The sequence below is a fragment of the Desulfosporosinus youngiae DSM 17734 genome (assembly GCF_000244895.1).
Lineage (GTDB): Bacteria > Bacillota > Desulfitobacteriia > Desulfitobacteriales > Desulfitobacteriaceae > Desulfosporosinus > Desulfosporosinus youngiae.
The window spans coordinates 856,762-882,041 of sequence record NZ_CM001441.1 but is presented as its reverse complement, the minus strand read 5'-3'; the positions used below and the strand labels follow the sequence as shown (position 1 = coordinate 882,041).

Below are 25,280 nucleotides of genomic sequence, written 5' to 3'. Positions count from 1 at the left end.
CTTTTATTATAAAACAGAGCTAAAATTGCGGCAACTTTACCGATACTTTATCAATCTCTGATCTCCGGCCCCTGACCACTGACTTCCGGTTTGTTTCCGATAGCTGACTTCTGGTCCGTCTCCCCGGTCGTCTTTCGGCAACGCTGACAAAAGGATGCCAGCCCGTCCTCAACAGGACATGGTACGTCTCTGCCGCTGCAGGGTTCTGCATGAATTAATACATGGGTCAGCGACAATTTCACATTAATTTCGTATTCAATCCTGTCACATAGTTCATGAGCATCAATAAGCGGCGTGAACTTTGCCACAACTAAATGCAAATCGACGTGCCTTTCTGCTCCAGCCTTTCGGGTTCTAAGTTTATGGAATTCAACAAATTCATCCTCATAAAGCTGAAGGACTTCAGCAATAATCTTACGTTCTTCATCAGGCAAGCTGACATCAACGAGAGGTGCAAAAGCCTTCTTTGTCAAATCTATGGCAGCCTTTATAATCATTAACGCAACAGCGAAGGCAATGATGGGGTCGATTATGGCCCACCCTGTCAGCTTAATGATCAGTAAACCCAAAAAAACGCCTAAAGAAGTATACACATCGGTCCGTAAATGCAAGGCATCCGCTTCAAGGGCTACAGAATCAGTTTTCTTAGCAACCTTCATAAGCCTTGCGGATACAATCATGTTCATCAGAGCTGAAACACCCATAATAAGCAGGCCGAGTCTCAGGCCCAGATCTGTGACATGCCCTCCATTACCATAGATAATTTCTTGAACCTTCTGAATTGCCTCAATGATAATCATAAGCGCTGCAACAAATATCAGAGCCGCTTCTATTGTACCGGATACATTTTCGATTTTTCCGTGTCCATAAGCATGACATGAATCTGCAGGTTTGCCCGACTCTTTCACTGCAAAGAGTGCAATAAAGGCTGCCACCAGATCGATTCCGGAGTGTATTCCTTCAGATAAGATACTCACTGAACCACTGATTAGCCCAACTACGATTTTAGTCAAGGTTAATAAAATATTCGAAGCGACAGATAATGAGGCCACCTTTGTTTTCTCATCCACGACTCCACTCTCCTACTACCCATTTCCATCGGTAACTAACCTGGTACATAAAAATAGGACCCCTTATAAAAAGGTAGTCCCGCAGATTCCTCCGCTGCTTCAAAGCTCGAAGCCCAGCTATTTGCCTGACAATATAAGTTAATGTATAAGATATCAAATTATCAATATAATATCAAGATTTTTGTTGGGATCTTGTTTGGATATTCTTCTATTTATACTATGTTTTTGGGGATTAAATTGTTAAAAAATTTCCGTAAATAATCCACCCTATTCCCAAAACCATGCGCAAAATTGCAGGGGCAAAACCCCAGATCACCTGTTTTTTCTCGCTTTTAGGAATTATACCTGTACCAAAAACTAAGGCCCAAAGGGCAACCGCGATAATTGGGGTAACAAAGGCACCAAAGAAAACTAAACTAGTTAATCCTCCTACTAATCCACCCACTGCTTTGCTTTTATTGCCAATCCTCCCGACAATAAGCAGCAAAATAATTCCTGCGCTCCCTCCGACAAGCAAAGGGATTTCCCAGCGCCAAAACTGTGCCAGGTCATGAGTAAGATAGTTGATCCCACTTAAAGCGGCCATCGCCGCAACAGTTCCCCGAATCCCTCCAAAGAAAATCATTCCTGCGGAAAGAAGAAGTACTCCTTCTAGTAGTACCAGTTGAATGAATCCCAAGAAACCTCTCTCCCCCTACCACTATGTTCGTATTAGTATATCCCAGTAATAACCAATCTAATCTTTCGGAGGATTCAGGATTCCTGTACATCTATCGTATAGTAAATTAATGGATTAATTGGAACAGGACTACCAACACAATTCATATTCTGTAGTGTAGCAGTTAAGCAAAGCTGTCAGATAAATTCGAAACTGATGCTATGCTAATCGAAGTGACTGAAACAAGAATCTAAAGGAGGTTTTCTCTATGTGGTGGGGACGTTGGTTTTGGGGTTTCCCTGGCTGGTTTGGATTCGGTCCTTGGTGGGGTTTTCGCCGACGTTGGTGGTGGTAGGCATGATTTCTTATTAATAAGGACATTTCGATGACGCTGGATTTAATGCCGGCGTCTTTTTCTATTTTAGAATAGCCGCCTATGCAACTAAGGTGGCACCAGCAGAAGATGAAAAGGGGCCGCTTGGGTCGGGCAGCTTCGCCCACATCCGCTCACCTCAGCATTCCGAGGCTTGCCCCACTCGCCGGTGCGGGACTTCGCCAAACCTCCGGGTAATACCTGATGTGAACCCGTGGCTCCGTCTCCCCGCACCGTCTTGTGGGCTTTTACCGCCTCTCCATGCAATGGGTTCGCTTCTGTGGACGAAGCTGCCCTGTTTGCGGGTCTGGGGATTTTTCTGCATGTCTTTCGGGTCTTTAATTTTTCAGAGTAGTCCCTGTATTAACAACCACCAGGATTGGGCGACTGTGAAACACACTAAAAAGGGGACCCCCTTTTTGGCAGGGGTCCCCCTGGCAAATCCTATTTGGTGAAAGCTTAGAAAATGACTCCTAAAGCAATCAGAATCAAAATAGCAATAGCTATAATTCCCGCACCAGCAAATCCACCAGCACCACATCCGTACATGAAATCACCTCCAAATGAAATCTTAACTGACACCAATCGCCGCCATGACTCGAACCTTAAAATACAATTCCCATAGCGATAAGCAAAAGAATAATGACTACAACGATTGCAATTCCTGCACCTAACCCAGTCCCGCCTGATCTGAACATACTCATGACCTCCTTTAATATACTCAGACTTAATCGATTAGAATATAACGCCTAAAGCAATTAAAATCAGAATTGCGATAGCAATGATTCCTACACCAATACCAGTGCCCCCCGGGGCGGCTGGCGGAAAACAAGCTGCTGAAAAGCCGGCCCCACCTGCTCCAAATCCGAACATGTTATAACCCCCTTAATTTTAGTTTTTAAGATTAAACCTTGATTTATTAGAAAACTATACCCATAGCGATTAACAGAAGAATGATAACCGTGACTATAGCAATTCCAGGTAAATAATTAGGTCCGCATCCACCGTCAACACCCTCAACTGCACCTACACCAAATCCCATATTTAACAACCTCCTCATTCCAGTATTTTCTATTTTTTCGCTCACAGTAGACTATGTAATCAAATGCATAAATGTTAATATTTTACAATAACTTTATCTGTTCACCAATTAGAAAGGCCGCTCTCCAGTAATTTAGAGAGCGGCCTTGTTTACAAGGATTGGGGATTAGTATCTGATGTCTAGTATTTTGGATTTTGCAGTCGCCGGGAAAATTCCTTCAGCCCCATATTGGCAAAGCAATAAACCCGCTGTAAGTGCCATTCATCGAGGTTAAGGTTTGACCACCCTCGTTCTGTAGTAAAAGCCATTAAATACCCTGTATCTTTCACAGCCTGTACAATATTGGCATTGTAATCACCGTAGGGATAGGCAATATAATTCACGGTTTGACCAAGTTCCTTTTCTATGAGTTCCTTAGAACTTTTAAGTTCATTTAACACAGCCGCTTTATCCATTTTAGACAAATACGGATGATTAGCTGTATGCCCTTCTATCTCCCATCCATTTGCTGTTAATTCTTTAAGTTGGGACCAAGACAAGAATCCCTCTCCGTTAATATAACTTGAGACCATGAAAACTGCGGCTGTGAAACCATGTTTTTTCAGAATAGGAAAGGCAGTCGTGTAATTATCTTCATAACCGTCATCAAAGGTAATGACAAACGGTTTAGCCGGAAGGGCACCGCCTTTATAAAAGGCCTGGTATAACTGATCTAAAGTAACACTCTCATACCCTTGCTCCCGCATATAAGCCATTTGAGCCTCAAACTGATCGGGAGGCATTCTTACTTCATTGCCTTCCTCTAACATCACAGAATGATAATATAAAACAGGCACTTCTACAGGCTTTTGAAGGATTGGTGAACTTTCAGGGTTGGTTGATTCATTTAATGTCACACTTGGCACAATTGCTTCCGCTTGAGTTTCAGTTTCAGTTTGAGTTTCAATTTCAGCTTGAAAAGTCTGGCTTGATACCTTTTCTTTACCGCAACCATTAATTCCAAGCACTAGTACTGGGATCAAAAAAATCAAACATAGGGTTACAATGATTTTTTTCAGCATCTCTAGCTCCTTTATGCTTTGAATAAAATGTTTTTAGCATATTCGGAATAATTTTATCAGGGTGTCAAGGGGGCGTCAAGGGAATGGAGTTGTTGACACACGTGCACGTCAGTAACCCCGTCCCTTGACACCCCGACAACAAAGGGATCTCAAGAATCAAGTATGATTCTCGGGATCCCTTCTCATGCTGAGCCATCATTATGCTTAAGCGCGAACAGCTTTACCGCCTTTACGCGTTTTCTTAAAGTGCGTCCTGATTTCTACGAGTATTTGGCTGGCTATACAAATTGAAGAGTAAGCTCCACAAAATACCCCAATCAACATTGCCAAGGTGAACATCTTTGTGGATTCTCCACCTAAGATATACAATGCGAACAGCGCGATTAATACAGTTGCAACCGTATTAATCGAGCGACGCATGGTCTGCCAAATCGATTTATCCACCATATCCTCGTAACTGTCTCCCCGCTTCATCTTTGGTTCGTTCTCTCGAATCCGGTCGAAGATAATCACGGTATCGTTGATGGAGTAACCGACAATCGTTAAAATAGCGGCTACAAAGGTGGCATCAATTTCCCAGCGAAACAACGAAAAAACTCCGACAACTATCAAAACATCGTGTAATAACGCCAGAATCGCGGAGATAGCGAAGATGAACTGAAACCTAAAGGTAATATAGACGATCATCATGCCCATGGCGATAATCAATGCATAAATTGCATTACGGGTAAGTTCTTCTCCCATGGCCGGGCCGACTTTATCTTCTTTAATAGACTCTTTATTAAATTCTCCAACTTGAGTCCCTAAGGCGGTCAGTAATTCATTGCGCTTATCTTCTTCAAGAGCCTCAGTTCGAATCAAGGCAGTTGTGTCACTATCCGATAATTGGACATGCCCTTCCAGTCCAACCGACTTCATCGTATCCGAGATAGATGCCTGGGTTACTGTCTGATTGAAGGTTATGTCAAGCATGGTTCCGCCTTTATAATCAATTCCCAAATTCAGCCCCTGCATTATGAAGGAAATGATGCCCGGTATAATAATAAGAAGTGAGATAGCAAACCACCAATAACGTTTCTTGACAATATGGAAGTAAAGAGGATGTAGTTTCTGAACCTCTTCGTAAGTCGCTGAATGTCCAGTTTTAGTCATTATACATCCCTCCTGACGCCAAACCATGCTGTATTCATTTTGGGGCTGATTCCTACAACCCAGCGCAAGACTTGTCTGGTAAAGGTAATCGCCGTAAACAAGCTGACAAGAATTCCGATACCCAAAGTTAAGGCAAACCCTTTGACGGAACCGCTGCCCAGAACGTAAAGAGTCAGGGCCGCGATTAATGTCGTCACGTGAGCGTCGATGACCGTTATAAAGGCCCGGCTGAATCCGGACTCTACACCGGCCCGAATCGATTTTCCGGCACGAATTTCTTCTTTTACCCGTTCATAGATAATGATATTAAAGTCTACTGCCATTCCAATCGAAAGAATGAAACCGGCGATACCGGGAAGCGTCAGTACGACTCTGAACCCCCAAAAAGCCCAAAGGACAATAAGTGCGTAGACGATCAAGGAGAAATCGGCTACAAACCCAGGCAACCGATAGTAAATCAACATAAACAAGAAGATGAAAATTAATCCGTAGATTCCAGCCTGAATACTTTTATTTAAGGAGTCAACTCCTAAGGATGCTCCGACTTGACGCTTTTCAGCAATACTCAGACTCACAGGCAAGGAACCCGAACGCATGAGAACTGCATCCGCTGCCGCATCTTCCAAGGTGGCATACCCTGTAATGACAGCTTGACCGTTAAGAATGGGCGTGTTAACCGTTGGATTGGTCAAAAGTTCCTGATCAAGATAAACCCCTAATCTTTGTCCAATTAATTGGGTGGTTATTTCACCAAACTTTTTAGCACCTTCCGAGGAAAAGGTCAGACTTACAACATACCCTTGCCCCTGATCCTGCCCTCCCTTGGCATCTTTCAGGTCGTCCCCTTCGAGAACCACATTTCCCTGCGGATCTCTAAAGGTTAATTTAGCCGTTGTTTTAAGAATATCTACCGCTTTATCCGGATCAGTAACCCCGGCTAAGTCGACAATAATCCGTTTATTATTATAGTCAGCTTGAACTATTGGTTCAGATACCCCAAGATCATTGACCCGGTTCTCTATAATCGCTTTTGCCTTGTCGATATCATCTTTTGTAATTGCAGGGCCGTTTTCAGCCTGCTCTGCCTGAAGCACCAAATGCACTCCGCCGCGAAGATCAAGTCCCAACGGGATTCCTTTTTCGGGATCCACAAGGGGTTTAATCGATAGCCCGACAGCTACCGCTACAAGTAGCACGAGCGCTACCAATTTGATGATGTTTCCCCGTCTCATCTGCTTTCCTCCCTTTTATTATGAATGGGACTTGCCCATGCCAAACTTAATTATAGAACTATCAAGTTTATAATGTCAATCTGCCAATAATGGGAAACGACTATTTTAGAGTAATTTTACATCATTGATCTTTAATTCAAATTGAGTGAGCAGAAATTCAGCCGCTTTGCGGGACAATAGCATCCGGGCAAGAAAAATCTCAAAATATTCCATTACCGGGCATATCTCCGTATCAATCGTGAGTTCCAAAGCTATTCGCTCTTGAGGATAAACCCGCAGAAAAGAGCGTTTCACTGCATAATTAACACGATCATGAATATCAAATTTTGCCAGGTCCCGGTTTCTCACCCGGGAACGATGAACATCGGATTTGTCGGCTAGAATTAAGGCGGCAGAGGTAACATTAACAGGATTCCCATCCTGCTCATCATGGTTTCCAATGGCCCCAATGATAATCGCAATTTCTTCGGGCGGCATTTCATGACGTTCTAAAATTCCAGCCGCCAGAATAGCCCCTGAATGTGCATGGGCGACACGATTTACAGCATTCCCTATGTCGTGTAAATAACCCGCAATGGCGGCCAGTTCACACTCCCTTTCGGTATGTCCCATCTTTTCAAGAATATTTGAAGCGATATGAGAGACTAAACCCGCATGCCGCAGACCATGCTCCGTGAAACCTATGGCGGCTAAATGCCGGTTTCCCGCATCAATCAGTGCGCGCACATAAGGATCTGTTTTAATGTTTTGCAAAGTGACTATCGACATGAGCACCTCCCAAAATTCTCAGGCGATAGCAATTTATACCAACCGTTCCCAAATCATCTATCAGCCCGTAATTTGCCCAAGCTCCCACTATCGCACCCAGCCCGGGTATGAGCTGAAGGGTTTTTCTGAAATCAATGGCATCCCGGTACTCCCGCTGAAACTGTTCCCAATTAACTTGCTGTTGGGCCTCTTTCTCTGAAGGCCAGCTTCCTATGAAGTTATCCCAATTTAGAATCGTGTTATATAATTCAGGGCGTTTTTCCTGACTTGAAAAAGCCAATTGAAAAATATACAACAAAAAGAGCCTCTCTCGATAATCTTGGGTAGAAAACCCATAAATATGCGCTAACTCAAAGAGAAATTTCATTTTGATGACAATAAGGGCCGGGAAATCGGCAACAGCCAGGGTAAAACCTCCTGCACCAGCCCCAGCCCCTTCTGCGGCAGCGATTTTCCGATATTTGACCAGAAGCCTTTGAGCTCGTTGGTCGCGCTCTTGCAACCGGACTCCATAAAAAACAGGGCTGTTAGGAATATACTCAAGCCCAAAAACGACGGATTTTACTAACCCCTTAACCGTTGCCGTTATTATAGTATGCACCTTTTCAGGAATAACTTTATCATTGACTTTAGTTTGAATAGCCTTTGAGGTACGTTCCAACAATCCTGGTTTCTGTAACAATCTCCTGACCCAACAATTTAAGTCTGATCTCACATACTCTTCATAGGCCGGCTCATTATTTTGCAGATCCCTATATAAGGGCACGGTGTTCACCTCATCACATTTTAATCAATAACAATAAACTCCCCTGACTACTGCCCAATAAGTTAAAAGCAAGCGGCCAGGCCACTTGCTTTTAGTTTAATTAACAATCCGGGAACTTATTCATCCCCTTGTTTGACTCCCGCCTATTTACCCTTTTCAAGCTCTATTTCACGATTTTCTACACTTACAATTCCGGATTTAGCCATTTCGATTTCTACTTTATCTGCAATCTCCAGCATAACGGAATCTTCCTTCACTTTTGTGATCTTACCATAGATCCCACCTGCAGTGATTACTTGGTCTCTTGTGCGAAGACTACTCATTAGAGCGGCTCGTTTCTTAGCCTGTTTCTGCTGAGGCCTAATCATGAGAAAGTACATAATTCCAAAAAAGACCACAAAATATAGGACTAATGTTAATGTTGATTGATCCACTTAATATTCCCCCTTTATTTATCCTTGAACTATTCACCATATCATGGTGAAAATCCTTCCTGCTTGCTAAAAATTATGACCTTAGACCTTAGATCTCAGATCTAAAATCTCAGTCGTCATAACCATAATCTGAGAAACACTTTTCACGATATTCCGGCAGACGATCCTCTTTGATTGCTTCCCTTATTTCTTCCATTAGGATTTGGAGATAACGTAAATTATGAATCGTCATCAGGCGGAGACCCAGAATTTCTTCTGCCTTGAGCAGATGCCTTATATAAGCACGGGAATAATTACGACAGGTATAGCAATCGCAGGATGGATCAATCGGACCAAAATCCCGTGCTGATCCGGCATTGCGAACAATCACTTTGCCATAGCGGGTTAATGCTGTCCCGTTGCGGGCAATCCGAGTCGGGAGCACGCAATCAAACATGTCAATCCCCCGCATAACCCCTTCGATCAGAGCATCCGGGGAACCGACTCCCATCAGATAGCGCGGTTTTTCTCTTGGGAGCAAGGGAACCGTATAATCTAAAACCTCATACATCATTTCTTTCGGTTCTCCGACACTTAAGCCCCCGACAGCATACCCCGGCAAATCTAAGGCCGTGACCTCGGCAGCACTTTGACGACGCAGATCTTCAAACATGCCACCTTGAACAATTCCAAATAAGGATTGAGTTTCAGTGGTTGTCAAGGTTTCCTTACACCGTTTAAGCCAGCGGGTAGTCCTCTCCAAAGAGTCCTTGGCATATTCATGGGTACATGGATAAGGAGCACACTCATCAAAGGCCATCACTACATCAGAGCCTAAAGCCATCTGGACCTGCATGGAAATTTCCGGACTCAGGAATTGATGTGATCCATCGATATGTGACCTGAATTCTACGCCTTCTTCCCTAATAGTCCGCAGATCCCCTAAGCTGAATACTTGAAAACCGCCGCTGTCGGTCAGGATCGCACCATCCCAGTTCATAAAACGATGAAGTCCGCCCGCTTCCCGAATCAACTCATGTCCTGGTCGCAAGAATAAATGGTATGTATTGCTTAAGATCATCCCCGCTCCAATTTCCTTGATTTCCTCCGGGGTAATCGTTTTTACTGTCGCTTGAGTTCCAACCGGCATGAATACCGGTGTATCCATGATACCATGCGGTGTATGCAGCTTTCCTAAACGTGCTTTCGTCCGTGAATCTTCCTTAAGTATTTCCAAATATACGGAGGCCAAACCCTTCACTTCCTTCTTTTTTGATTGGTGCACGAGGCCGCTAAGTTCCATTTTCAGAGAACTTTGCTAACGGCCATAGCTGCACTGATACTTCATCTGCGCTTCGAACCGCATGTTCTCATAATATAAGCATGGCATCTCCAAAACTATAGAACCTGTATCTCTCTTGAACGGCGGTTTCATACGCCTTTAAAATTAGTTCCCGCCCTGCCAGAGCACTAACCAGCATAACCAGAGTTGACTTGGGAAAGTGAAAGTTGGTTAAGAGAACATCCACAACCTGGAATGAATAGCCCGGATAGATGAAGATATCCGTCCACCCTTCACCGGGTGCAACCTTTCCATTATGACCTGCCGATTCTAAGGTTCGTGCCGCAGTTGTCCCCACTGCAATAACACGGCGCCCTTCTTGTTTTGCCCGGTTAATTTGCTCTGCGGCTTCTATGCCAACACGATAATACTCGGAATGCATAGCATGTTCACGGATATCATCCACTTTGACCGGACGAAAGGTGCCTAAGCCGACATGGAGAAGAATCTCCACGATTTCTACACCATTCTTCCGGAGTTCGTCTAAAAGTTCCGGCGTAAAATGCAAGCCGGCCGTAGGAGCGGCCACCGATCCCCGCTCTTTGGCATAGACAGTCTGATAGCGATCCCGGTCTTCCAATTGAGCTGTGATATAAGGCGGAAGAGGCATTTCTCCAAGCTGGTCTAAAATGCTTTCGAAAACCCCGGAGTACATAAAACGGATTATCCTGTTTCCGTTTTCCATTATTTCCTGAAGCTCTCCGACTAATATTCCATGCCCAAAGCTGACTCTTTGCCCGACTTTAAGGCGTTTTCCAGGTTTAACCAGAGCCTCCCAGACATCCAGTTCAAGTCTCTTAAGCAGAAGGATCTCAATTTTAACCTCAGTTCCCTCTTTTTCTCCGATCAAACGCGCGGGAATAACCCGAGTGTTATTCAGCACAAGGACATCGCCCCCATTTAACAGCGACGTTAAATCTCTAAACCTATGGTGGGCTATCCCCCCATTTTCCCGATTAACAACCATTAACCGGGATGTATCCCGAGGCTCCACCGGATGTTGCGCAATTAAGTCCTCTGGTAATTCAAAATCAAACTCCGAGACATTCAAGCTATTCTTCTCCTTCAGTTGAAACTGTCATGTGTGATTCGTCCTATAGCAGCAAAAGTGCAGGCTCTGTCCATTGATTATACTCTGAAAAATTAAAGACATTCAGAAGAATCCCCAGGCCCGCAAGCAGGGCAGCTTCGTCCACAGAAGCGAACCCATTGCATGGAGAGGTGGTAAAAGCCCACAAGACGGTGCGGGGAAACGGAGCCACGGGTTCACATCAGGTATTACCCGGAGGTTTGGCGAAGTCCCGCACCGGCGAGTGGGCGAGCCTCGGAATGCTGCGGTGAACGGATGTGGGCGAAGCTGCCCGACCCGTGCGACCCGTGCGACCCCCATTTCACCCTCTGCCGACACCGCCTCAGCGGCATGGACGCCTGCTCTGTTCAAACTAACTTCACTACCCCTTAGCAATAGAAATATTGTTATAGTAATAGGCGATTATCTCATCATACTTATAACCCAATTGGGCCATATGATAAGCCCCCCACTGAGACATCCCCACTCCATGCCCCCAGCCCCGTCCTTCAAATATAAAGGCCCCAAAGGGTTGAGAGTCAGCACTGGTTCCTAATGATGAACTCATAATTTTAGATAACAATGGCCCTTGCTTTTGCTGATAAGACGCTGCTAATTCAGAAAATCCGGTATAGCCAAGAGCTCCGAAAGGCTCAGTTGAGTCGGGTTTGGTTTTCTGGACCTCAAATAAGCTTCCCAAAAATGCTTCCTTGCGAATTGGCTGACCAAAAGGATAAAACGCTTGGACAAAGGTTCTGCCTTTAACAATCTTATTTTGTCCAAACTCATCTTCCAGGCTTACACTTTTAACTCTGCCTGAGGGGAACTTATCCAAGATCACGTTCCGTACCGGTCCCAACCCAAAGGCTGAGCCAAGAACCGGAGCGGAAACAATAAAACGCCAACGATTAACGGGGCCGCCAACACCTTGCGAATAGGGATCAGGCTGGGAAACATTGTGAATATCAGCATTCCCCCATACATTTTTAGCGTCCTCAGTATATCCTCCGCTATGAGAAGAATAGAGTGCATCGATTGGCTGCTTAGTCACGGCGTCAACAATTATTTCCCCCCGTGTAGCTTCGATAGCTTTAGAAGCCGCTCCTTCTACACCCATTCCCGCGTATGCCTGATGAATATCCGGGGAATCCGAAATCATTTTTTTACCATCTTCACTCTGTTTGATCAGATAGGTTCGAGCCGCTACCGCTTGGGCTTTAAGCGCCTCTGCGCCTCCTTTAGCCCATTCATTACTCATCTCAATCGGCACAACCCCTTTTAGGTAGTCTTCACTATCCACCAAATTAATTAACCGCCAATGACCGTCCTGCCAATTGAGTTGCAATCCTCCGCGATAAACAGCATTTTTACCATCAGGGGTTTTAACACTAAGACTCCCTGAATTTAGTTCCTTGACTTCTAAAACAGAGCTGCTAAATACCTGAAACTCGTCATGGTTAACCCGCAAAACGGGAGTCCATCCTCCCCAGCCGACCTGAAGCGTCGAACCCGCCGGAAACTTGAGAGTTGTATTGTCTAAGATAAGTTGATAGTCGCCTTTGTTAATATCTATTTGGACCCACCCGGCCTGACTTAAATTCCAAACAAGCTCCACTGAAATCATTTTTGCATGGCATGGCGAGGCCTGAGCCAACACCAACATTAAGGTCACTATCCACAAAAAGTGCAACCGATACACAATCTGAAGCATGCTCTTCACACCCTTTTCAACATTAATCAAAAACCGTAATGGTGGAAGTTAATTATGCTCAGATTGCCCTTTTTTCCCGGCATCTATGCTCTAACAAATATTTGCCAGTTTACCTACATCCTTACTCCGGAAAAAGACCGGCTTCCATCCGACTCTGGGGAAGTGAAAATCCTAAATGCTGATAAGCCCTTGCAGTGGCCATTCGTCCCCGTGGAGTACGCTGCAAAAATCCCATTTGCAGCAGAAAGGGTTCGACCACATCCTCCAGGGTTACCGATTCTTCGCCGATCGTCGCGGCAAGTGTATCCAGACCAACCGGACCTCCGGCAAAGGTCATTATAATCGTCTTTAAAGCTTTCTGGTCAATCTGATCCAAGCCCTCGGGATCGACATCCAATCGATTGAGCGCCTCTCTGGCTATGGTTTGAGTAACCGCACCATCTTCCCAGACCAGGGCAAAATCCCTGACTCTTTTTAACAGACGATTGCCAACTCTTGGTGTACCCCGGGAACGCCGGGCAATTTCTTCCGCTCCGTCGCTGGTAATACTCAAGCGCAAGATGCTTGCTGCTCTCAGGATTATTTCTTTTAAATCCTCAACTTCATAGAATTCCAAGCGGCTGATCACTCCAAAGCGATCACGCAATGGAGAGGTTAATTGTCCCGCCCGGGTCGTTGCTCCTACTAACGTGAACGGAGGAAGCGACAAGCGGATGGAGCGGGCGCTGGGCCCTTTTCCGATCACAATATCCAAACACCCATCTTCCATGGCGGAATACAGGATTTCCTCCGTCGCACTGCTCAAGCGGTGTATTTCGTCGATAAAAAGCACATCGCGCGGCTCTAAAGCGGTCAGAATAGCGGCTAAATCCCCAGGGCGTTCAATGGCCGGGCCGGAAGTGGTGCGAACACTTACGCCCATTTCCGCAGCTATAATATTCGCGAGGGTTGTTTTCCCGAGGCCGGGCGGCCCATACAATAGGACGTGATCCAGTGCTTCTCCGCGAGTGGACGCGGCTTGAATAAAAACACTCAGATTTTCTTTGACCTTTCTCTGCCCTATGTAGTCACTCAAACGCTGAGGACGCAGTCCTTCTCCTTCACGATCCGCAGGTTGCTCTTGTGGCGCGACCAAACGCTCTGCCATATTCTAGCCCCCTCTCGTATATCGAAACTTAATATAATACAGGGCCGGGTTGTTTGCAAATATCCCCTGCCTTAGTTTATTGGTGCAAGTAACCGCAGTGCCTTCTTAACCTGTTCCTCTGTGGTTAATTCCCCACCGTCTGTTTGGACCTGATTAAGAGCCTGTTTTGCTTCGTCCAAACCAAAACCCAGAGCCAGTAAGGTTTCTACTACCTCAGAGTGAATCACTGCGGGCGGCTCGGAATAGGAGCTTCCTCCAACCGGAACCGAACCACGCCCTCTGAATCTTTCTTTAAGTTCCAAGATAAGCCGCTGGGCCGTTTTTTTGCCGATACCGGGAACCTTGGTCAATAAATTAAGGTTTTCACTAGCAATGGCGCTCTCAATCTGAACAGCGCCAAAGGTTGAAAGCAGGGATATGGCCGCTTTCGGACCAATACCTGAAACACCCAGCATTTGCAGAAAGAGCTGCTTTTCTTCAAAGGAAGAGAAGCCATACAGGGATAAATCGTCTTCACGCATGACCACATGAGTGTATACCACAAGTTCCTGCCCCGGATGTGCCTTGGCTAACAGCCCATAGGGAACCGTCAGCAAGTACCCTGTGCCCTGAACATCCATCACTAAACGCTCACCTTGGATTTCCCAAACCTTGCCCCGCAGCATTCCAATCATCTGAATTCCCCCATTTTCCGGTTCAAGGCAAAGCTATGGGCATGACAAATCGCCAGCGCCAATGCATCTGCCGTATCATCAGGCTTGGGAATGTCATTGAGTCTTAATAATCCTCTCACCATTTGCTGAACCTGATTTTTTTCGGCTTTTCCATACCCGACAACTGCCTGTTTAACCTGCAATGGAGTATATTCATAAATTGGGATGCCGTGTTGGGCACCTGTCAGTAGAACAACCCCCCGTGCATGCCCGACAGCTAAAGCAGTTGTAGTATTGCGATTAAAAAACAACTCTTCAACCGCAATATGATCGGGCTTATGCACCGTCAGATAAGGGTCAATATGCTCATATAACATTAACAACCGTTCCGCTAAAGGCGTGTGGGCAGGTGTACGCCAGCAAGCATAATCAAGGGCGCTCAAGACAGTCCCTTTTTGTTCGATTAATCCATAGCCCATAATCGCAGTCCCTGGGTCAATTCCTAAAATAATCATGCACGTCTTCCTTTCAATCCAGATAGATTTCGACAGAAGACCTGCGATTCCCTTTCTCTCTTGAGATTCTGTTTACTCAAGCCATAAAGATTCTGTTGCCGTGTCAATAAATGACTGAACTTCATCTAAAGAATAGAACTCAACTCTATGGGCCATTTCCATAATCTCCTTGGGCCAGGATTCTACACTCAGGCCGGAAATGACAACATCCCCATTTTCGCCGGGTTTTCCTTCAATGACTGAAAGCACTCCTTGTTCTAAGCCAAAATGATAGCTTTCTCTTCCGGCAGATTGACTTGATACTATCTGTTCCGAATCCGGAGTACTCAGGGCTGAATGAGCTTGATCTTTGCTGTCCCACCAAAAAGTTGCAGCCGGGACCAGGCAGCCAATTCCCAAGCTAATCAAAAGAACCAAACTTATGACTTTCCATCTGGACATAATAAAAAGACCCTCCTGACTATTAGCTAAATAGATATAGTCTTGCCAAGAGGGCTTACTTTAATAATTATCCATTACTAAATTAAGAAATGGCTTCATTCAATTAAACTTAGTTTAAGTAATCCCATTTAGTTATGATCAGAAACACAGGCTAACCTTAAACAAAGCTACTCAAGCCTATCACCAATTAAGGCCCTCAGCCAATTCGAAATTGGCATAAACCCCTTGGATATCATCATGGTCTTCCAGCTTATTCATCAAGTTGACAATCTTACGGGCTTGATCTGAATCCGTTATCTCAATGGTGTTTTGAGGTATAGGACTAAGCACGGACTCTTCAATAGGAATAGCTTGATCGATGAGAGCCTGACGAACCGCCTCCATATCCTGGGGAGCTGTTAACACTACAAATCCATCTTCATCAGATTCAAAATCCTCGGCACCTGCCTCCAGGGCCACCATCATTAAATCATCTTCCGTTAACTTTAGTCCTTCACGCAGGATTCTTAGCTGACCTTTGTCTTCAAACATCCAGCCGACACAGCCGGTCTCCCCCATATTCCCGCCATTCTTGGAAAATATATGCCGAACTTCACCGGCGGTTCGGTTACGGTTGTCTGTTAGGATATCGATCATAATGGCTACCCCGCCCGGACCGTATCCCTCATAACGCAGTTCCTCATAATTTGCGCCTTCAGTTCCGCCTGCCCCTTTTTGGATGGCCCGTTGAATATTTTCATTAGGAAGGTTTTGCGCTTTAGCATTTTCTATAGCAATCTTGAGGCGGAAGTCATTGACATCTCCTCCGCAAGCACGGGCAGCAATCAACAATTCACGGCCCAACTTAGTAAATATTTTTCCCTTTTGAGCATCGGCCTTACCTTTTTTATGTTTAATGTTTGACCACTTAGAATGTCCTGACATGTAGTAAATCCTCCTTATGCTAGTCTTAAATAGTTTAGCATAAGCTAATTTCTCTTGTAAAGGTAAATTGGCAAACAGGGGTAACCACAGTTGGACAAAATGCATATAAATATAGAGACAACCCCTCTCCGGCCAGCCCAAATCCAAAATAAGAGGTAATCTTCGGCAAACAGACTCCTGATCTTCAGCGGCCTAGTGACCGCTGAAGATCAGGACCTGGCTATGCCGCCGGGAATCTTATGAGAGCTTTTCCTTCAGGAAAAGCTTAGAAATAAAAAGAGGAGATCAGAGAGATGAGTAATGTCCTGACCGACAGAACGCCGCAGATCATCGCGGCCGAGATTAACAGCATCAAAGATCAGACCGGAAAAATGCTGCTTTACAGTGCCATCGAGATCGGCCGGCGCCTGACGGAGGCCAAGTCCGTGGTCAATCATGGCCAATGGCTGGAATGGCTGGAGAACTCGGTGAGTTATTCCAAGAGCACTGCCGAAAACCTGGTACGCATTTTTAAAGAGTACGGGGCCAAACTGCCCGGCGGCCAGGACGTCGGTTCAAATTCCCAAACGTTTGGGAATTTGAGCTACTCCCAGGCGGTGATCCTTCTGGGAATTCCGGAGAATGAGCGGGAGACATTCATCGACGAGAATGATGTGAGCAATATGTCTGCCCGGGATCTCAAGCAAGCCGTCAAGGAAAGGGATCAGGCTCTCAGCGAAAAAACGGATTTGCAAAAGGCTCTGGACGAGCGAACGGGCGCGGTCACGAAAATAGCTTCCGAGCGCGACGAGCTGAAGAAACAAACCTCAAGCCTCAAGTCGGTTGTTAATAGCAATCATGCCACTATCCGAACCTTGCAAAAACAACTGGACACGGCTAAGAAAGGCGACGTGTCCGCCGAGAAAATCGCCGCGCTGGAAAAGGAGCTCAAAGCCGCCCGGATCAGGCTGTCCGCCAATAAAGTGAGCTTTTACTGCAACAACCTCTCCAAACAAGCCAAAGAATTGCTGCAGGAAATGAATCGGCTGGCCCCGGCAGACCCGGAAGCCTATCAGAACTATAAAGCTGAGATCAGTAAGATCGCCGGGACATTAACGGAGGGGCTGTGAGCATCAGCCGCCGATGAAGATGAGTTGGACGGCATCTCCACCGGGGCTGGGACCCCGGTTCTTTTTACAGCCCGGCTTGCAAGTCAAAAGATTCTTTATGATTGTACGAGGTAAGGCAAGAAGGCTAAAAGGAAGTTCGCCTTCAGTACAGAAAAATAGCCTGCCCAAGCGCAAATGCCCGGCAGACCAATAGGTTCCTAATCCGTTATAACTGCAAAAATATCGGCAAGATCTATGCTTAAGCCGGGAAGAACATTTACAGAAAGCTGGTCATCAGCAGTATAGACATTAGGGCGTCCGTATTTTCCATCCGAACCCAGACTATAGACAACAATCGTTTTTCCTTCCGGATGGACAATCCAATATTCCTTAACACCTGCTGCTTCATAACGATGAAATTTTATTTTTAAATCGACTTGCATTGTAGAGGGTGAGGTAACTTCAATGACTAAGTCAGGACTGCCTTTGCAGCCATGTTGATCAATCAATTGCTTATTACAGATAAGGGATAGATCGGGTTGAACAACGGTCTTTACGTTTTGTTCATCCTCTTCTTGATCGGAGAGTCGCACATCAAAGGGCGCGGGGAAAATCTCGCAGTGTTTTCCTTTTAGGAAAACATTAAAGGCTGTGGCCAATTCCCTGATAATTCTCTGATGATTGGCCGATGGAGCAGTTGTCATATTGTAAGCAATACCGTCAATGATTTCCCATCGTTCATCAGAAGGCCAGCCTAAGTAGTCTTGATAAGTGAAAAGTGAACCATACGCCAAACTATCTTTCATAATCCACTACTCTCCATCATTTACCAAAATATGCCATGTATGATGATATCATACCTAATTCCGTCTGACAACATTTGAGTACAGCAGCGGTACTAAAACCATTATTATATCAACATACCAACCGAAACAAGGAGCCTGTCCCCCTGTTGCAAAATCCCCTCGTTCCAAATCGGACGAGGGGATTTGCCTATCGGTTGCTGAATAGTTCCGTGCTCAAATAACGTTCCCCGGTATCCGGGGCTAAGACAACAAGGTTTTTCCCTTCTCCCAAAGCTGAGGCGGCTTGGAGGGCCGCGCTGACAGCCGCTCCCGATGAAATGCCTACCAAGAGTCCTTCTTCCCGTGCCAGACGCCGGGCTGTATCCATGGCATTCTCATTACTCACTTGAACGACTTGATCCAAGATCGTCTTGTTTAAAATATCGGGGATAAATCCCGCACCAATGCCTTGAATTTTATGCGGACCTGGTTGTCCGCCTGAAATGACCGGAGAAGAAGCCGGTTCTACTCCGATGATCTTTATTTCGGGAAGACGGGCTTTTAATACCTCCCCAATCCCTGTGATCGTTCCTCCGGTACCTATTCCGGCGACAAACCCATGGATATCCTGCAACTGCTCCATAAGTTCTAAGGCGGTTGTCTTACGGTGAGCTTCCGGATTAGCCGGATTTTCAAATTGCTGAGGCATGAAGTAATCCGGGTTTTCCTTGAGCAAGCGTTTTGCTTCAGTAATTGCTCCATTCATACCTTCCGCTCCTGGGGTCAGGACAAATTCCGCACCATAGGCAGACATAAGCATCCGGCGCTCAACACTTAGGGAGTCCGGCATGACCACAAGCAGCCGATACCCACGGGCAGCTGCGATCATCGCTAAGCCAATTCCTGTATTCCCACTTGTTGGCTCAATAATAGTTCCTCCCGGGCGAAGTACCCCTCGTTCCTCAGCATCTTTGATCATTCCCCAGGCAATTCGGTCTTTGACGCTCCCGCCAGGATTAAAAAACTCCACTTTGACATAAATGTCAGCCATACCTGGCTTAACTAAACGCTGCAGACGAATTAAAGGAGTCTTTCCTATCAAATCAGTAATAGTGTCAACAACTCTCAATTAAATACCCCATTTCATATCAAGTTAGTATGTTTTAATAATAACGATCTATAGTCTTTTTGTCAAGTATACCCCTTTTAACCAAAACACTTGCACCTTTAGACAAGCGGAAAAGAGTAGATCCTCATGCCGCTAACGTAGCACAAGCAGAGGATGAAAATGGGGTCGCTCGGGTCGGGCAGCTTCTCCCACATCCGTTCACTCAGCACTCCGAGGCTCGCCCACTCACCGGCGCGGGACTACCTTCAGCGGATAAGTATTCTTTGGAGATAGCCGCTTCGGCGAAACTGTCCACCGGACACTTTCGTGCCAAACCTCCGGGTAGTACCTTGTGAACCCGTGGCGACCTTTCCCCGCACCAGCTTGTGGGCTTTTACCGCCTCTCCATGCAATGGGTTCACTTCTGTGGGAGAAGCTACCTCGCTTTGAGGTCTTTAAGCTTTTAGAATCTTTTTTCAGCGTAGACAAGGAAACGGGATTCAAACGTTTGCGACAGGCAACGAGCGTCCTCACATCTAAAAGATTGAAGACGCTCGTTTTTTCGTTGTCTTTTTCAGAAGCAAAAAGGAGGATGGGACAGCCGGCTCATTCTGTTAGTACACCCTTTTCCTTTTTAAATTGTTCATATTTTTCTATAATACATTCTTCACTTTTAAAAAATTCCAGCAAAGTATTCAGCTGAGAAACCGTTGCCGGACTTAAAGAATGCTCGATCAGTTCCGTTTCTTCCAAGGGCTGGGCACAGCCGATCAATTGCAGAAACTGTTCAACCGTATTGTGGCGGCCAAGAAGATAAGCCCCGGTTTCCCGGCCATTCTTGGTTAATAGGATGCTTTCATGATGATCGTATTCCAAATATCCCTGATCAACCAACCGGGAGATCATCTTAGAAGTGGACGAAGGCTTGACATGCAGTTCTTCGGAAATTATGCCTACACGTGTGTAGCTGTTCCGAAGGCAGAGTCTATATACCATTTCTAAATAATCTTCCATCGCCGGAGTAAGATGGCCTTCTTGCCGGCTAATGAGTTGATAACCCCTTACCGTACGGAATTCCAAGTCTGTGTTGTTGCCCATACCATCAGCTCCTCTTTTTTTAATGGAATTATTACAAGTATATTCGTAACACTTTTGATTTAGGCACCATATATTAGCCATGGGAAACCGATTTTCCCACCCCTATCTAAAAGGACTATTGGCTGGGGTGAATCCTAACCACATTCTCAGAGTCAGATTAATTATACGAGGAGGAGTGAATGATTTCTAAATAAAAACGGCTTATGCACAAAACTCTTGAGCATAAAGAGTTAAAATACATAAAGTCCGGGATATGAGCAATTTCAGAGACAGGAAACTTCCAGTCAGGCAAACGTTTCTTCCGCTATTATGCGAAAGACTGTCAGAGAGACCGTTTTTTCTGTGCCCTCCTATAGGGGATTGCCGGCAATGCCTAGACTCATTCAACTAAAGGTGACTATCGAAGCTTCAGGGGGAGACTCTGCTTCCCTGAAGTTTACAAAAGTTCGCCCTACTTAAAAGACAGGTTGATAAAGGTGAGGTCTTGACGGCTGGTTAAAAAAACTAAAACTAAAATAAGGAGAGATTCAAATGTTTTTCAAAAGCAAATTAATCCTGGGGATTTTAATCGCGGGACTATTTCTTCTGCCGGGATGCACTCAAGCCCCAAAACAGAATGCGGCAGATAATGCCGCCCCTGCCCCGGAAGATGGCTCAGTGTTAAATGTCGTGGCTACCACAACCATGCTGGCTGATTTAACCAAAGTCATCGGCGGCGAAGAGGTCAGTGTCCATGGCTTAATGGGACCGGGAATAGATCCTCACCTCTATCAGGCCAGTGCCGGTGATGTGAATTTAATGCAAAGCGCCGATGTTGTGGTTTATAACGGTCTGCACCTGGAAGGCAAAATGGGCGAAATTTTTGAATCCCTTAACACCCAGGGCAGACATGTCATCTGCATTGAAGATGGGCTTCAGAAAACCGAACTTTTACACCCGGAAGATAATCCCAAAGTTCACGATCCCCATATCTGGTTTGATGTGAAACTGTGGCAGGATGTAGCTGGGATGTTAGCCCAAAGCTTAACGGAAATTGATGGGGCCCATGCCGCAGATTACCGCTCTAACCTGGAACACTACTTAACTCAGTTAAATGAATTGGATGCTTACATTCAGCAGAGAGCAGCGGAAGTTCCGGAGGGACAGCGGGTGCTGGTCACCGCACATGACGCCTTCAATTACTTCGGCAAAGCCTACGGATTTGAAGTCAGGGGTCTGCAAGGCATCAGCACGGATTCCGAAGCCGGAACTTCCGATGTCAGCAGTCTGGCCGAATTTATTACTGCCAGACAGATCAAAGCCATTTTTGTAGAGTCTTCCGTCCCTCCCAAAACAATTGAGGCCTTGCAAGCGGCTGTGAAAGCCAAAGGTTTTGATGTAACTATCGGCGGCGAATTGTATTCCGACTCTCTAGGCGGAAAAAATTCAGGGGCAGAAACTTATATCCTTACTTGCAAAGCCAATATTGATACAATCGTCGATGCCTTGAAGTAAATAACGGGGAGGTAGCAAGATGGACAACAAGGCAACCTTGGATTATGTCGTTGAAGTTGAGGATTTAACCGTGGCCTACGACGCCAAACCCGTTTTGTGGGATGTTGACCTGAAGATCCCTAAAGGCCGGCTGATGGCCATCGTTGGTCCTAACGGAGCAGGAAAAACCACTCTGATTAAAGCCATGCTCAATCTGCTTACGTCCGTCTCCGGTGTCATCCGTTTCCTGCCAGGGGAAACGGGTGGCTCAGCAAAAAATAAAAACAGAATTGGGTATGTCCCCCAAAGCGGCAGTGTCGACTGGGATTTTCCCGCTACCGTACTGGATGTGGTTTTAATGGGACGCTATGGATTGCTGGGCTGGGTGAAACGTCCCGGCAAGAAAGATATGGAAATCGCTAAACAGACTTTACAGAAAGTAGGTATGGAAAGGTTTGCTTCCCGGCAGATCAGCCAGCTCTCCGGCGGTCAGCAGCAACGGGTCTTTCTGGCTAGGGCCCTTGTGCAGGAAGCAGAAATTTATTTCATGGATGAACCCTTTAAAGGGGTGGATGCGCAAACGGAAAAGGCCATTGTCCTATTGCTTAAAGAATTGAAAGATCAAGGCAAAACCGTGGTGGTGGTCCATCATGACCTGCAGACCGTAGCCGACTATTTTGACTGGGTGACCCTGATCAATCTGCGCGTGGTGGCCAGCGGACCGGTGGAGGAGGTCTTCCACGAGGAAAATTTAAAAGCAGTGTACCGCAGCAGCGGGGCATTGTTGAAAAGCAAGGTGTAAACAATGGATACATTCTGGATGTTGTTAAAGGACTATACCTTTCAAACCGTCGCTCTGGGCTCAGCCATCTTAGGAATCATCAGCGGTGTTTTAGGGAGTTTCGCCGTTCTCAGAAAGCAGAGTCTTTTAGGCGACGGTGTCTCCCACGCCGCACTGCCGGGAGTTGTGCTGGCCTTTCTGCTGACCGGCAGCAAAAACACGGAATTTCTTCTGCTTGGAGCTCTGTTGTCAGGGCTGCTGGCCACCCTGTTTATAGTACAGATCGTTAAACACTCCCGGATCAAATTTGACAGCGCACTGGCTTTAGTCTTGTCGGTATTTTTCGGGCTGGGTATGGTTCTGCTGACCTATATCCAGAAAATCCCCAATTCCAACCAGGCCGGCCTGAAACGATTTATCTTCGGGCAGGCCGCCACCCTCTTGCAGCGTGATGTTATTCTGATGCTGGTCTGCGGTGCTGTTCTCCTGGCTCTGATCATCGTTTTCTGGAAAGAGTTTAAGCTTTTTACCTTCGACAGGGATTTTGCCCAAAGTATCGGCTTCTCCCCCCGTAAACTCAACCTCCTGCTTTCCTTCATGGTTGTGCTGGCTATCATCATCGGTCTGCAGACCGTAGGTGTTATTCTAATGAGCGCTATGCTGATTGCTCCCGCTGTAGCAGCGCGCCAGTGGACGGATAAGCTTGCCGTGATGGTGCTGCTGTCCGCCATTTTCGGGGCATTATCCGGCATTGCCGGCACCACCCTCAGCTCCCTGATCCCCAAGCTGCCTACAGGTCCTTGTATTGTACTCTTTATCAGTCTGCTCGTTCTATTCAGTCTTATGTTTGCTCCGGGCCGGGGGATGGCCAGCCGTCTGTACAGACACAGGCAAACCAGGATCAAGCTGAAATCCAAGGGAGGTGGCGCGAATGTCTCCGCAATTTGAAATTCAACTGATCGCTGTAATTGTAGCCATCGCTTGTTCCCTGCCCGGTGTCTTCCTGGTTCTGCGCGGAATGTCCATGATGTCGGATTCCATTACCCACACCATTTTGCTGGGTATCGTCCTAGCCTTTTTCCTGACTCATGACCTTTCCTCCCCTTTTTTAATCATGGGGGCTACCCTGATGGGGGTCGTCACGGTCTGGCTGACGGAAACCCTTAACCGCACCAGGCTTCTGTCCGAGGATTCCGCCATCGGTATTGTCTTTCCTCTCTTATTCAGCATTGCCATAATCCTGATTACCCGTTACGCGGGGTCCGTTCATCTGGACACAGATGCGGTACTTTTAGGCGAACTGGCTTTCGCTCCTTTTGAGCGCCTGATTATCTCGGGTGTGGATCTTGGCGCTAAATCCATCTATAAAAGCTCCGTCATCTTAATGCTCAACCTGGCGGTGATTGTCCTTTTCTTCAAGGAATTGAAGCTGGTCACCTTTGATTCTATGCTGGCCGCCGCCCTGGGCTTCTCCCCTGTCCTGGTGCATTACTGCCTGATGACCCTGGTTTCCTTAACGGCAGTAAGTGCTTTTGAAGCCGTCGGCTCTGTCTTGGTCGTAGCCTTTATGATTGGCCCGCCGGTTACGGCTTATTTGCTGACTGACGATTTGAAACACATGCTGATTATTAGCGGGGCCATTGGAGCCGTCAATGGCATCCTGGGGTATCAGGCAGCAGCCTTCTTTGACGTTTCCATTGCCGGCAGCATGGCAGTGGTTACCGGAATGGTTTTTACTCTGGCTTTTGTCCTCGCTCCCCGTCGCGGATTAGTCAGTGCCCTGCGCCGGCGCAGGCTGCAAAAAACTCAATTTGCCCAAAAGACACTCCTCTTCCATCTTTATAACCGGGAAGCAGGTGATCACGGCTCACCGGAAATTGGGATCCGGCCGGAACAGCTTCATCTGAACTGGAGCGAGAGTTTTACTCAATCTATTGTCGCCAGCCTGCAGAAAAAGGGCTGTCTCCACTTTGACGGATGCTCCCTGAAGCTTACTGAAGAGGGAAGGCAAACCAGTATCCGCAATTATGAAGAACTCTATCTGCAATAGTTTACTATTCCCTCAAGATGATTTTACCTTGACTCCACTAATGCCCTTTTAACAATTGATGTTGCTTAGTAAAACAGAGGTGATCCTTTTTTGACAATAACGTGTCAAGAAGGATCGCTCCTGTTACCTTGATATATCTTTGTTACCTTTTCAGCCGTTCCTCTACTTCCATGACCAAAGCTTCGACCTGATGAGGCAGAGGGATGCGGTGTACACCAATGAGCTGAATATTTCCCCGTTGAATAGGGAGAAGCAATTTGTCCGCCTTACTGGCCGAAATTGCTGAAGCCATTCCCGCTGTTATCTCCCCTAAAAGCCCATAGACCATCATAATCGCTACCGAGCCCACAATAAGGTCTACCCGCTCCACATTATAACAAATGGCTGATTCTCCCGATGCGCCCTCTGTGGCTCCGGCGCGCAGCATAGCCCCGGTTGCCAGCGCGTTCGTACCCAGGGCAAGAATATTCAGCTCAGGGAGCCTTTTGCGCAACTGCTCGACAATGTGTTTGCCAATCCCCCCGCCCTGTCCGTCAATGACTGCTATCCGCATAATAATC

30 protein-coding genes are annotated in these 25,280 nt (G+C 46.3%); 6 read left to right on the top strand and 24 right to left on the bottom strand.

From position 1 onward, the window contains the following. Positions 1-50 precede the first annotated feature (50 nt). The 13 genes from DESYODRAFT_RS04165 to queA form a co-directional block, all read right to left on the bottom strand. On the bottom strand, positions 51-1,070 hold the full coding sequence (locus DESYODRAFT_RS04165; RefSeq protein WP_007779787.1) for a cation diffusion facilitator family transporter: 1,020 nt from the start codon (positions 1,068-1,070) through the stop codon (positions 51-53). A 232-nt stretch (positions 1,071-1,302) separates the two neighbouring features. After that, positions 1,303-1,749, bottom strand: a complete 447-nt coding sequence (locus DESYODRAFT_RS04160; RefSeq protein ID WP_007779785.1) for a hypothetical protein — start codon at positions 1,747-1,749, stop codon at positions 1,303-1,305. Between the two features lie 421 nt (positions 1,750-2,170). Continuing rightward, positions 2,171-2,368, bottom strand: coding sequence for a hypothetical protein (locus tag DESYODRAFT_RS04155; protein WP_042338199.1), 198 nt, complete (start codon positions 2,366-2,368; stop codon positions 2,171-2,173). A 468-nt stretch (positions 2,369-2,836) separates the two neighbouring features. Then, positions 2,837-2,974, bottom strand: coding sequence for a hypothetical protein (locus tag DESYODRAFT_RS28585; protein ID WP_007779779.1), 138 nt, complete (start codon positions 2,972-2,974; stop codon positions 2,837-2,839). Positions 2,975-3,020: 46 nt separating this feature from the next. After that, the gene (locus DESYODRAFT_RS29485; RefSeq protein ID WP_007779777.1) at positions 3,021-3,143 is read right to left on the bottom strand and encodes a hypothetical protein; all 123 of its coding nucleotides are present in this window, start codon (positions 3,141-3,143) and stop codon (positions 3,021-3,023) included. A gap of 179 nt (positions 3,144-3,322) precedes the next feature. Then, positions 3,323-4,204 (bottom strand): polysaccharide deacetylase family protein, encoded by an 882-nt coding sequence (locus DESYODRAFT_RS04145; RefSeq protein WP_007779774.1) that lies wholly within the window; start codon positions 4,202-4,204, stop codon positions 3,323-3,325. Positions 4,205-4,408: 204 nt separating this feature from the next. Then, positions 4,409-5,356 carry a protein translocase subunit SecF gene (secF, locus tag DESYODRAFT_RS04140; RefSeq protein ID WP_007779772.1) on the bottom strand — a complete coding sequence of 316 codons (948 nt, stop codon included), beginning with the start codon at positions 5,354-5,356 and terminating at the stop codon, positions 4,409-4,411. Then, positions 5,356-6,588: a protein translocase subunit SecD gene (gene secD, locus DESYODRAFT_RS04135; protein WP_007779771.1), complete on the bottom strand. Its 1,233-nt coding sequence runs from the start codon at positions 6,586-6,588 to the stop codon at positions 5,356-5,358. Before secD ends, secF begins: the two co-directional genes overlap by 1 nt. A 105-nt stretch (positions 6,589-6,693) precedes the next feature. Continuing rightward, a complete protein-coding gene (locus DESYODRAFT_RS04130) occupies positions 6,694-7,356 on the bottom strand; it encodes an HD domain-containing protein (protein WP_007779769.1) in 663 nt (220 codons plus the stop codon). After that, positions 7,328-8,122, bottom strand: coding sequence for an EcsC family protein (locus DESYODRAFT_RS04125; RefSeq protein WP_007779766.1), 795 nt, complete (start codon positions 8,120-8,122; stop codon positions 7,328-7,330). Before DESYODRAFT_RS04125 ends, DESYODRAFT_RS04130 begins: the two co-directional genes overlap by 29 nt. Positions 8,123-8,265: 143 nt before the next feature. Continuing rightward, entirely contained in the window at positions 8,266-8,556 is a 291-nt protein-coding gene (gene yajC, locus DESYODRAFT_RS04120) for a preprotein translocase subunit YajC (RefSeq protein WP_007779763.1), read from the bottom strand. 109 nt (positions 8,557-8,665) lie between these two features. After that, entirely contained in the window at positions 8,666-9,787 is a 1,122-nt protein-coding gene (tgt, locus tag DESYODRAFT_RS04115; protein ID WP_007779760.1) for a tRNA guanosine(34) transglycosylase Tgt, read from the bottom strand. A 118-nt stretch (positions 9,788-9,905) separates the two neighbouring features. After that, on the bottom strand, positions 9,906-10,928 hold the full coding sequence (gene queA, locus DESYODRAFT_RS04110; RefSeq protein WP_007779757.1) for a tRNA preQ1(34) S-adenosylmethionine ribosyltransferase-isomerase QueA: 1,023 nt from the start codon (positions 10,926-10,928) through the stop codon (positions 9,906-9,908). 158 nt (positions 10,929-11,086) lie between these two features. On the opposite strand from queA, the gene DESYODRAFT_RS29480 reads away from it, so the two are divergent. Beyond that, positions 11,087-11,218 carry a hypothetical protein gene (locus DESYODRAFT_RS29480; protein ID WP_282433048.1) on the top strand — a complete coding sequence of 44 codons (132 nt, stop codon included), beginning with the start codon at positions 11,087-11,089 and terminating at the stop codon, positions 11,216-11,218. A 110-nt stretch (positions 11,219-11,328) separates the two neighbouring features. Here DESYODRAFT_RS29480 and DESYODRAFT_RS04105 read toward each other — a convergent pair whose 3' ends face one another. From DESYODRAFT_RS04105 to DESYODRAFT_RS04080, 6 genes are all read right to left on the bottom strand, one after another. Continuing rightward, the gene (locus DESYODRAFT_RS04105) at positions 11,329-12,657 is read right to left on the bottom strand and encodes a SpoIID/LytB domain-containing protein (RefSeq protein ID WP_007779756.1); all 1,329 of its coding nucleotides are present in this window, start codon (positions 12,655-12,657) and stop codon (positions 11,329-11,331) included. A 121-nt stretch (positions 12,658-12,778) separates the two neighbouring features. Beyond that, on the bottom strand, positions 12,779-13,804 hold the full coding sequence (ruvB, locus tag DESYODRAFT_RS04100) for a Holliday junction branch migration DNA helicase RuvB (protein ID WP_007779754.1): 1,026 nt from the start codon (positions 13,802-13,804) through the stop codon (positions 12,779-12,781). Positions 13,805-13,875: 71 nt separating this feature from the next. Further along, positions 13,876-14,478, bottom strand: coding sequence for a Holliday junction branch migration protein RuvA (gene ruvA, locus DESYODRAFT_RS04095; protein WP_007779752.1), 603 nt, complete (start codon positions 14,476-14,478; stop codon positions 13,876-13,878). Next, complete coding sequence (gene ruvC / locus DESYODRAFT_RS04090) at positions 14,475-14,972, bottom strand: crossover junction endodeoxyribonuclease RuvC (protein ID WP_007779749.1); 498 nt, start codon at positions 14,970-14,972, stop codon at positions 14,475-14,477. The genes ruvA and ruvC overlap by 4 nt, the downstream gene beginning before the upstream one ends. 72 nt (positions 14,973-15,044) lie before the next feature. Further along, positions 15,045-15,413: a hypothetical protein gene (locus DESYODRAFT_RS04085; protein ID WP_007779746.1), complete on the bottom strand. Its 369-nt coding sequence runs from the start codon at positions 15,411-15,413 to the stop codon at positions 15,045-15,047. A 180-nt stretch (positions 15,414-15,593) separates the two neighbouring features. After that, positions 15,594-16,337 carry a YebC/PmpR family DNA-binding transcriptional regulator gene (locus DESYODRAFT_RS04080; protein WP_007779744.1) on the bottom strand — a complete coding sequence of 248 codons (744 nt, stop codon included), beginning with the start codon at positions 16,335-16,337 and terminating at the stop codon, positions 15,594-15,596. A 293-nt stretch (positions 16,338-16,630) separates the two neighbouring features. Here DESYODRAFT_RS04080 and DESYODRAFT_RS04075 point away from each other — a divergent pair, with 293 nt between their 5' ends. Further along, complete coding sequence (locus tag DESYODRAFT_RS04075) at positions 16,631-17,446, top strand: DUF3102 domain-containing protein (protein WP_007779742.1); 816 nt, start codon at positions 16,631-16,633, stop codon at positions 17,444-17,446. A 197-nt stretch (positions 17,447-17,643) separates the two neighbouring features. Here DESYODRAFT_RS04075 and DESYODRAFT_RS04070 read toward each other — a convergent pair whose 3' ends face one another. The 4 genes from DESYODRAFT_RS04070 to DESYODRAFT_RS04060 form a co-directional block, all read right to left on the bottom strand. Further along, a complete protein-coding gene (locus DESYODRAFT_RS04070; RefSeq protein WP_007779737.1) occupies positions 17,644-18,231 on the bottom strand; it encodes a Uma2 family endonuclease in 588 nt (195 codons plus the stop codon). Between the two features lie 187 nt (positions 18,232-18,418). Continuing rightward, positions 18,419-19,339 carry a cysteine synthase A gene (gene cysK, locus DESYODRAFT_RS04065; protein WP_007779734.1) on the bottom strand — a complete coding sequence of 307 codons (921 nt, stop codon included), beginning with the start codon at positions 19,337-19,339 and terminating at the stop codon, positions 18,419-18,421. A 245-nt stretch (positions 19,340-19,584) separates the two neighbouring features. Then, entirely contained in the window at positions 19,585-19,731 is a 147-nt protein-coding gene (locus tag DESYODRAFT_RS27910; protein ID WP_157137109.1) for a hypothetical protein, read from the bottom strand. A 193-nt stretch (positions 19,732-19,924) separates the two neighbouring features. Continuing rightward, positions 19,925-20,416: a metal-dependent transcriptional regulator gene (locus DESYODRAFT_RS04060; protein ID WP_007779731.1), complete on the bottom strand. Its 492-nt coding sequence runs from the start codon at positions 20,414-20,416 to the stop codon at positions 19,925-19,927. Positions 20,417-20,947: 531 nt separating this feature from the next. Here DESYODRAFT_RS04060 and DESYODRAFT_RS04055 point away from each other — a divergent pair. From DESYODRAFT_RS04055 to DESYODRAFT_RS04040, 4 genes are read left to right on the top strand one after another with little or no spacing between them, the layout of a single operon-like run. Next, positions 20,948-21,910: a metal ABC transporter solute-binding protein, Zn/Mn family gene (locus DESYODRAFT_RS04055; RefSeq protein WP_007779729.1), complete on the top strand. Its 963-nt coding sequence runs from the start codon at positions 20,948-20,950 to the stop codon at positions 21,908-21,910. A 19-nt stretch (positions 21,911-21,929) separates the two neighbouring features. Next, entirely contained in the window at positions 21,930-22,691 is a 762-nt protein-coding gene (locus DESYODRAFT_RS04050) for a metal ABC transporter ATP-binding protein (protein WP_007779727.1), read from the top strand. A gap of 3 nt (positions 22,692-22,694) precedes the next feature. Beyond that, positions 22,695-23,618: a metal ABC transporter permease gene (locus DESYODRAFT_RS04045; RefSeq protein WP_007779725.1), complete on the top strand. Its 924-nt coding sequence runs from the start codon at positions 22,695-22,697 to the stop codon at positions 23,616-23,618. Next, a complete protein-coding gene (locus DESYODRAFT_RS04040; RefSeq protein ID WP_007779723.1) occupies positions 23,602-24,720 on the top strand; it encodes a metal ABC transporter permease in 1,119 nt (372 codons plus the stop codon). The genes DESYODRAFT_RS04045 and DESYODRAFT_RS04040 overlap by 17 nt, the downstream gene beginning before the upstream one ends. A gap of 142 nt (positions 24,721-24,862) precedes the next feature. Here the strand turns inward: DESYODRAFT_RS04040 and DESYODRAFT_RS04035 are convergent, their stop codons facing one another. Beyond that, entirely contained in the window at positions 24,863-25,273 is a 411-nt protein-coding gene (locus tag DESYODRAFT_RS04035; protein WP_007779721.1) for a DUF3842 family protein, read from the bottom strand. Positions 25,274-25,280 lie beyond the last annotated feature (7 nt).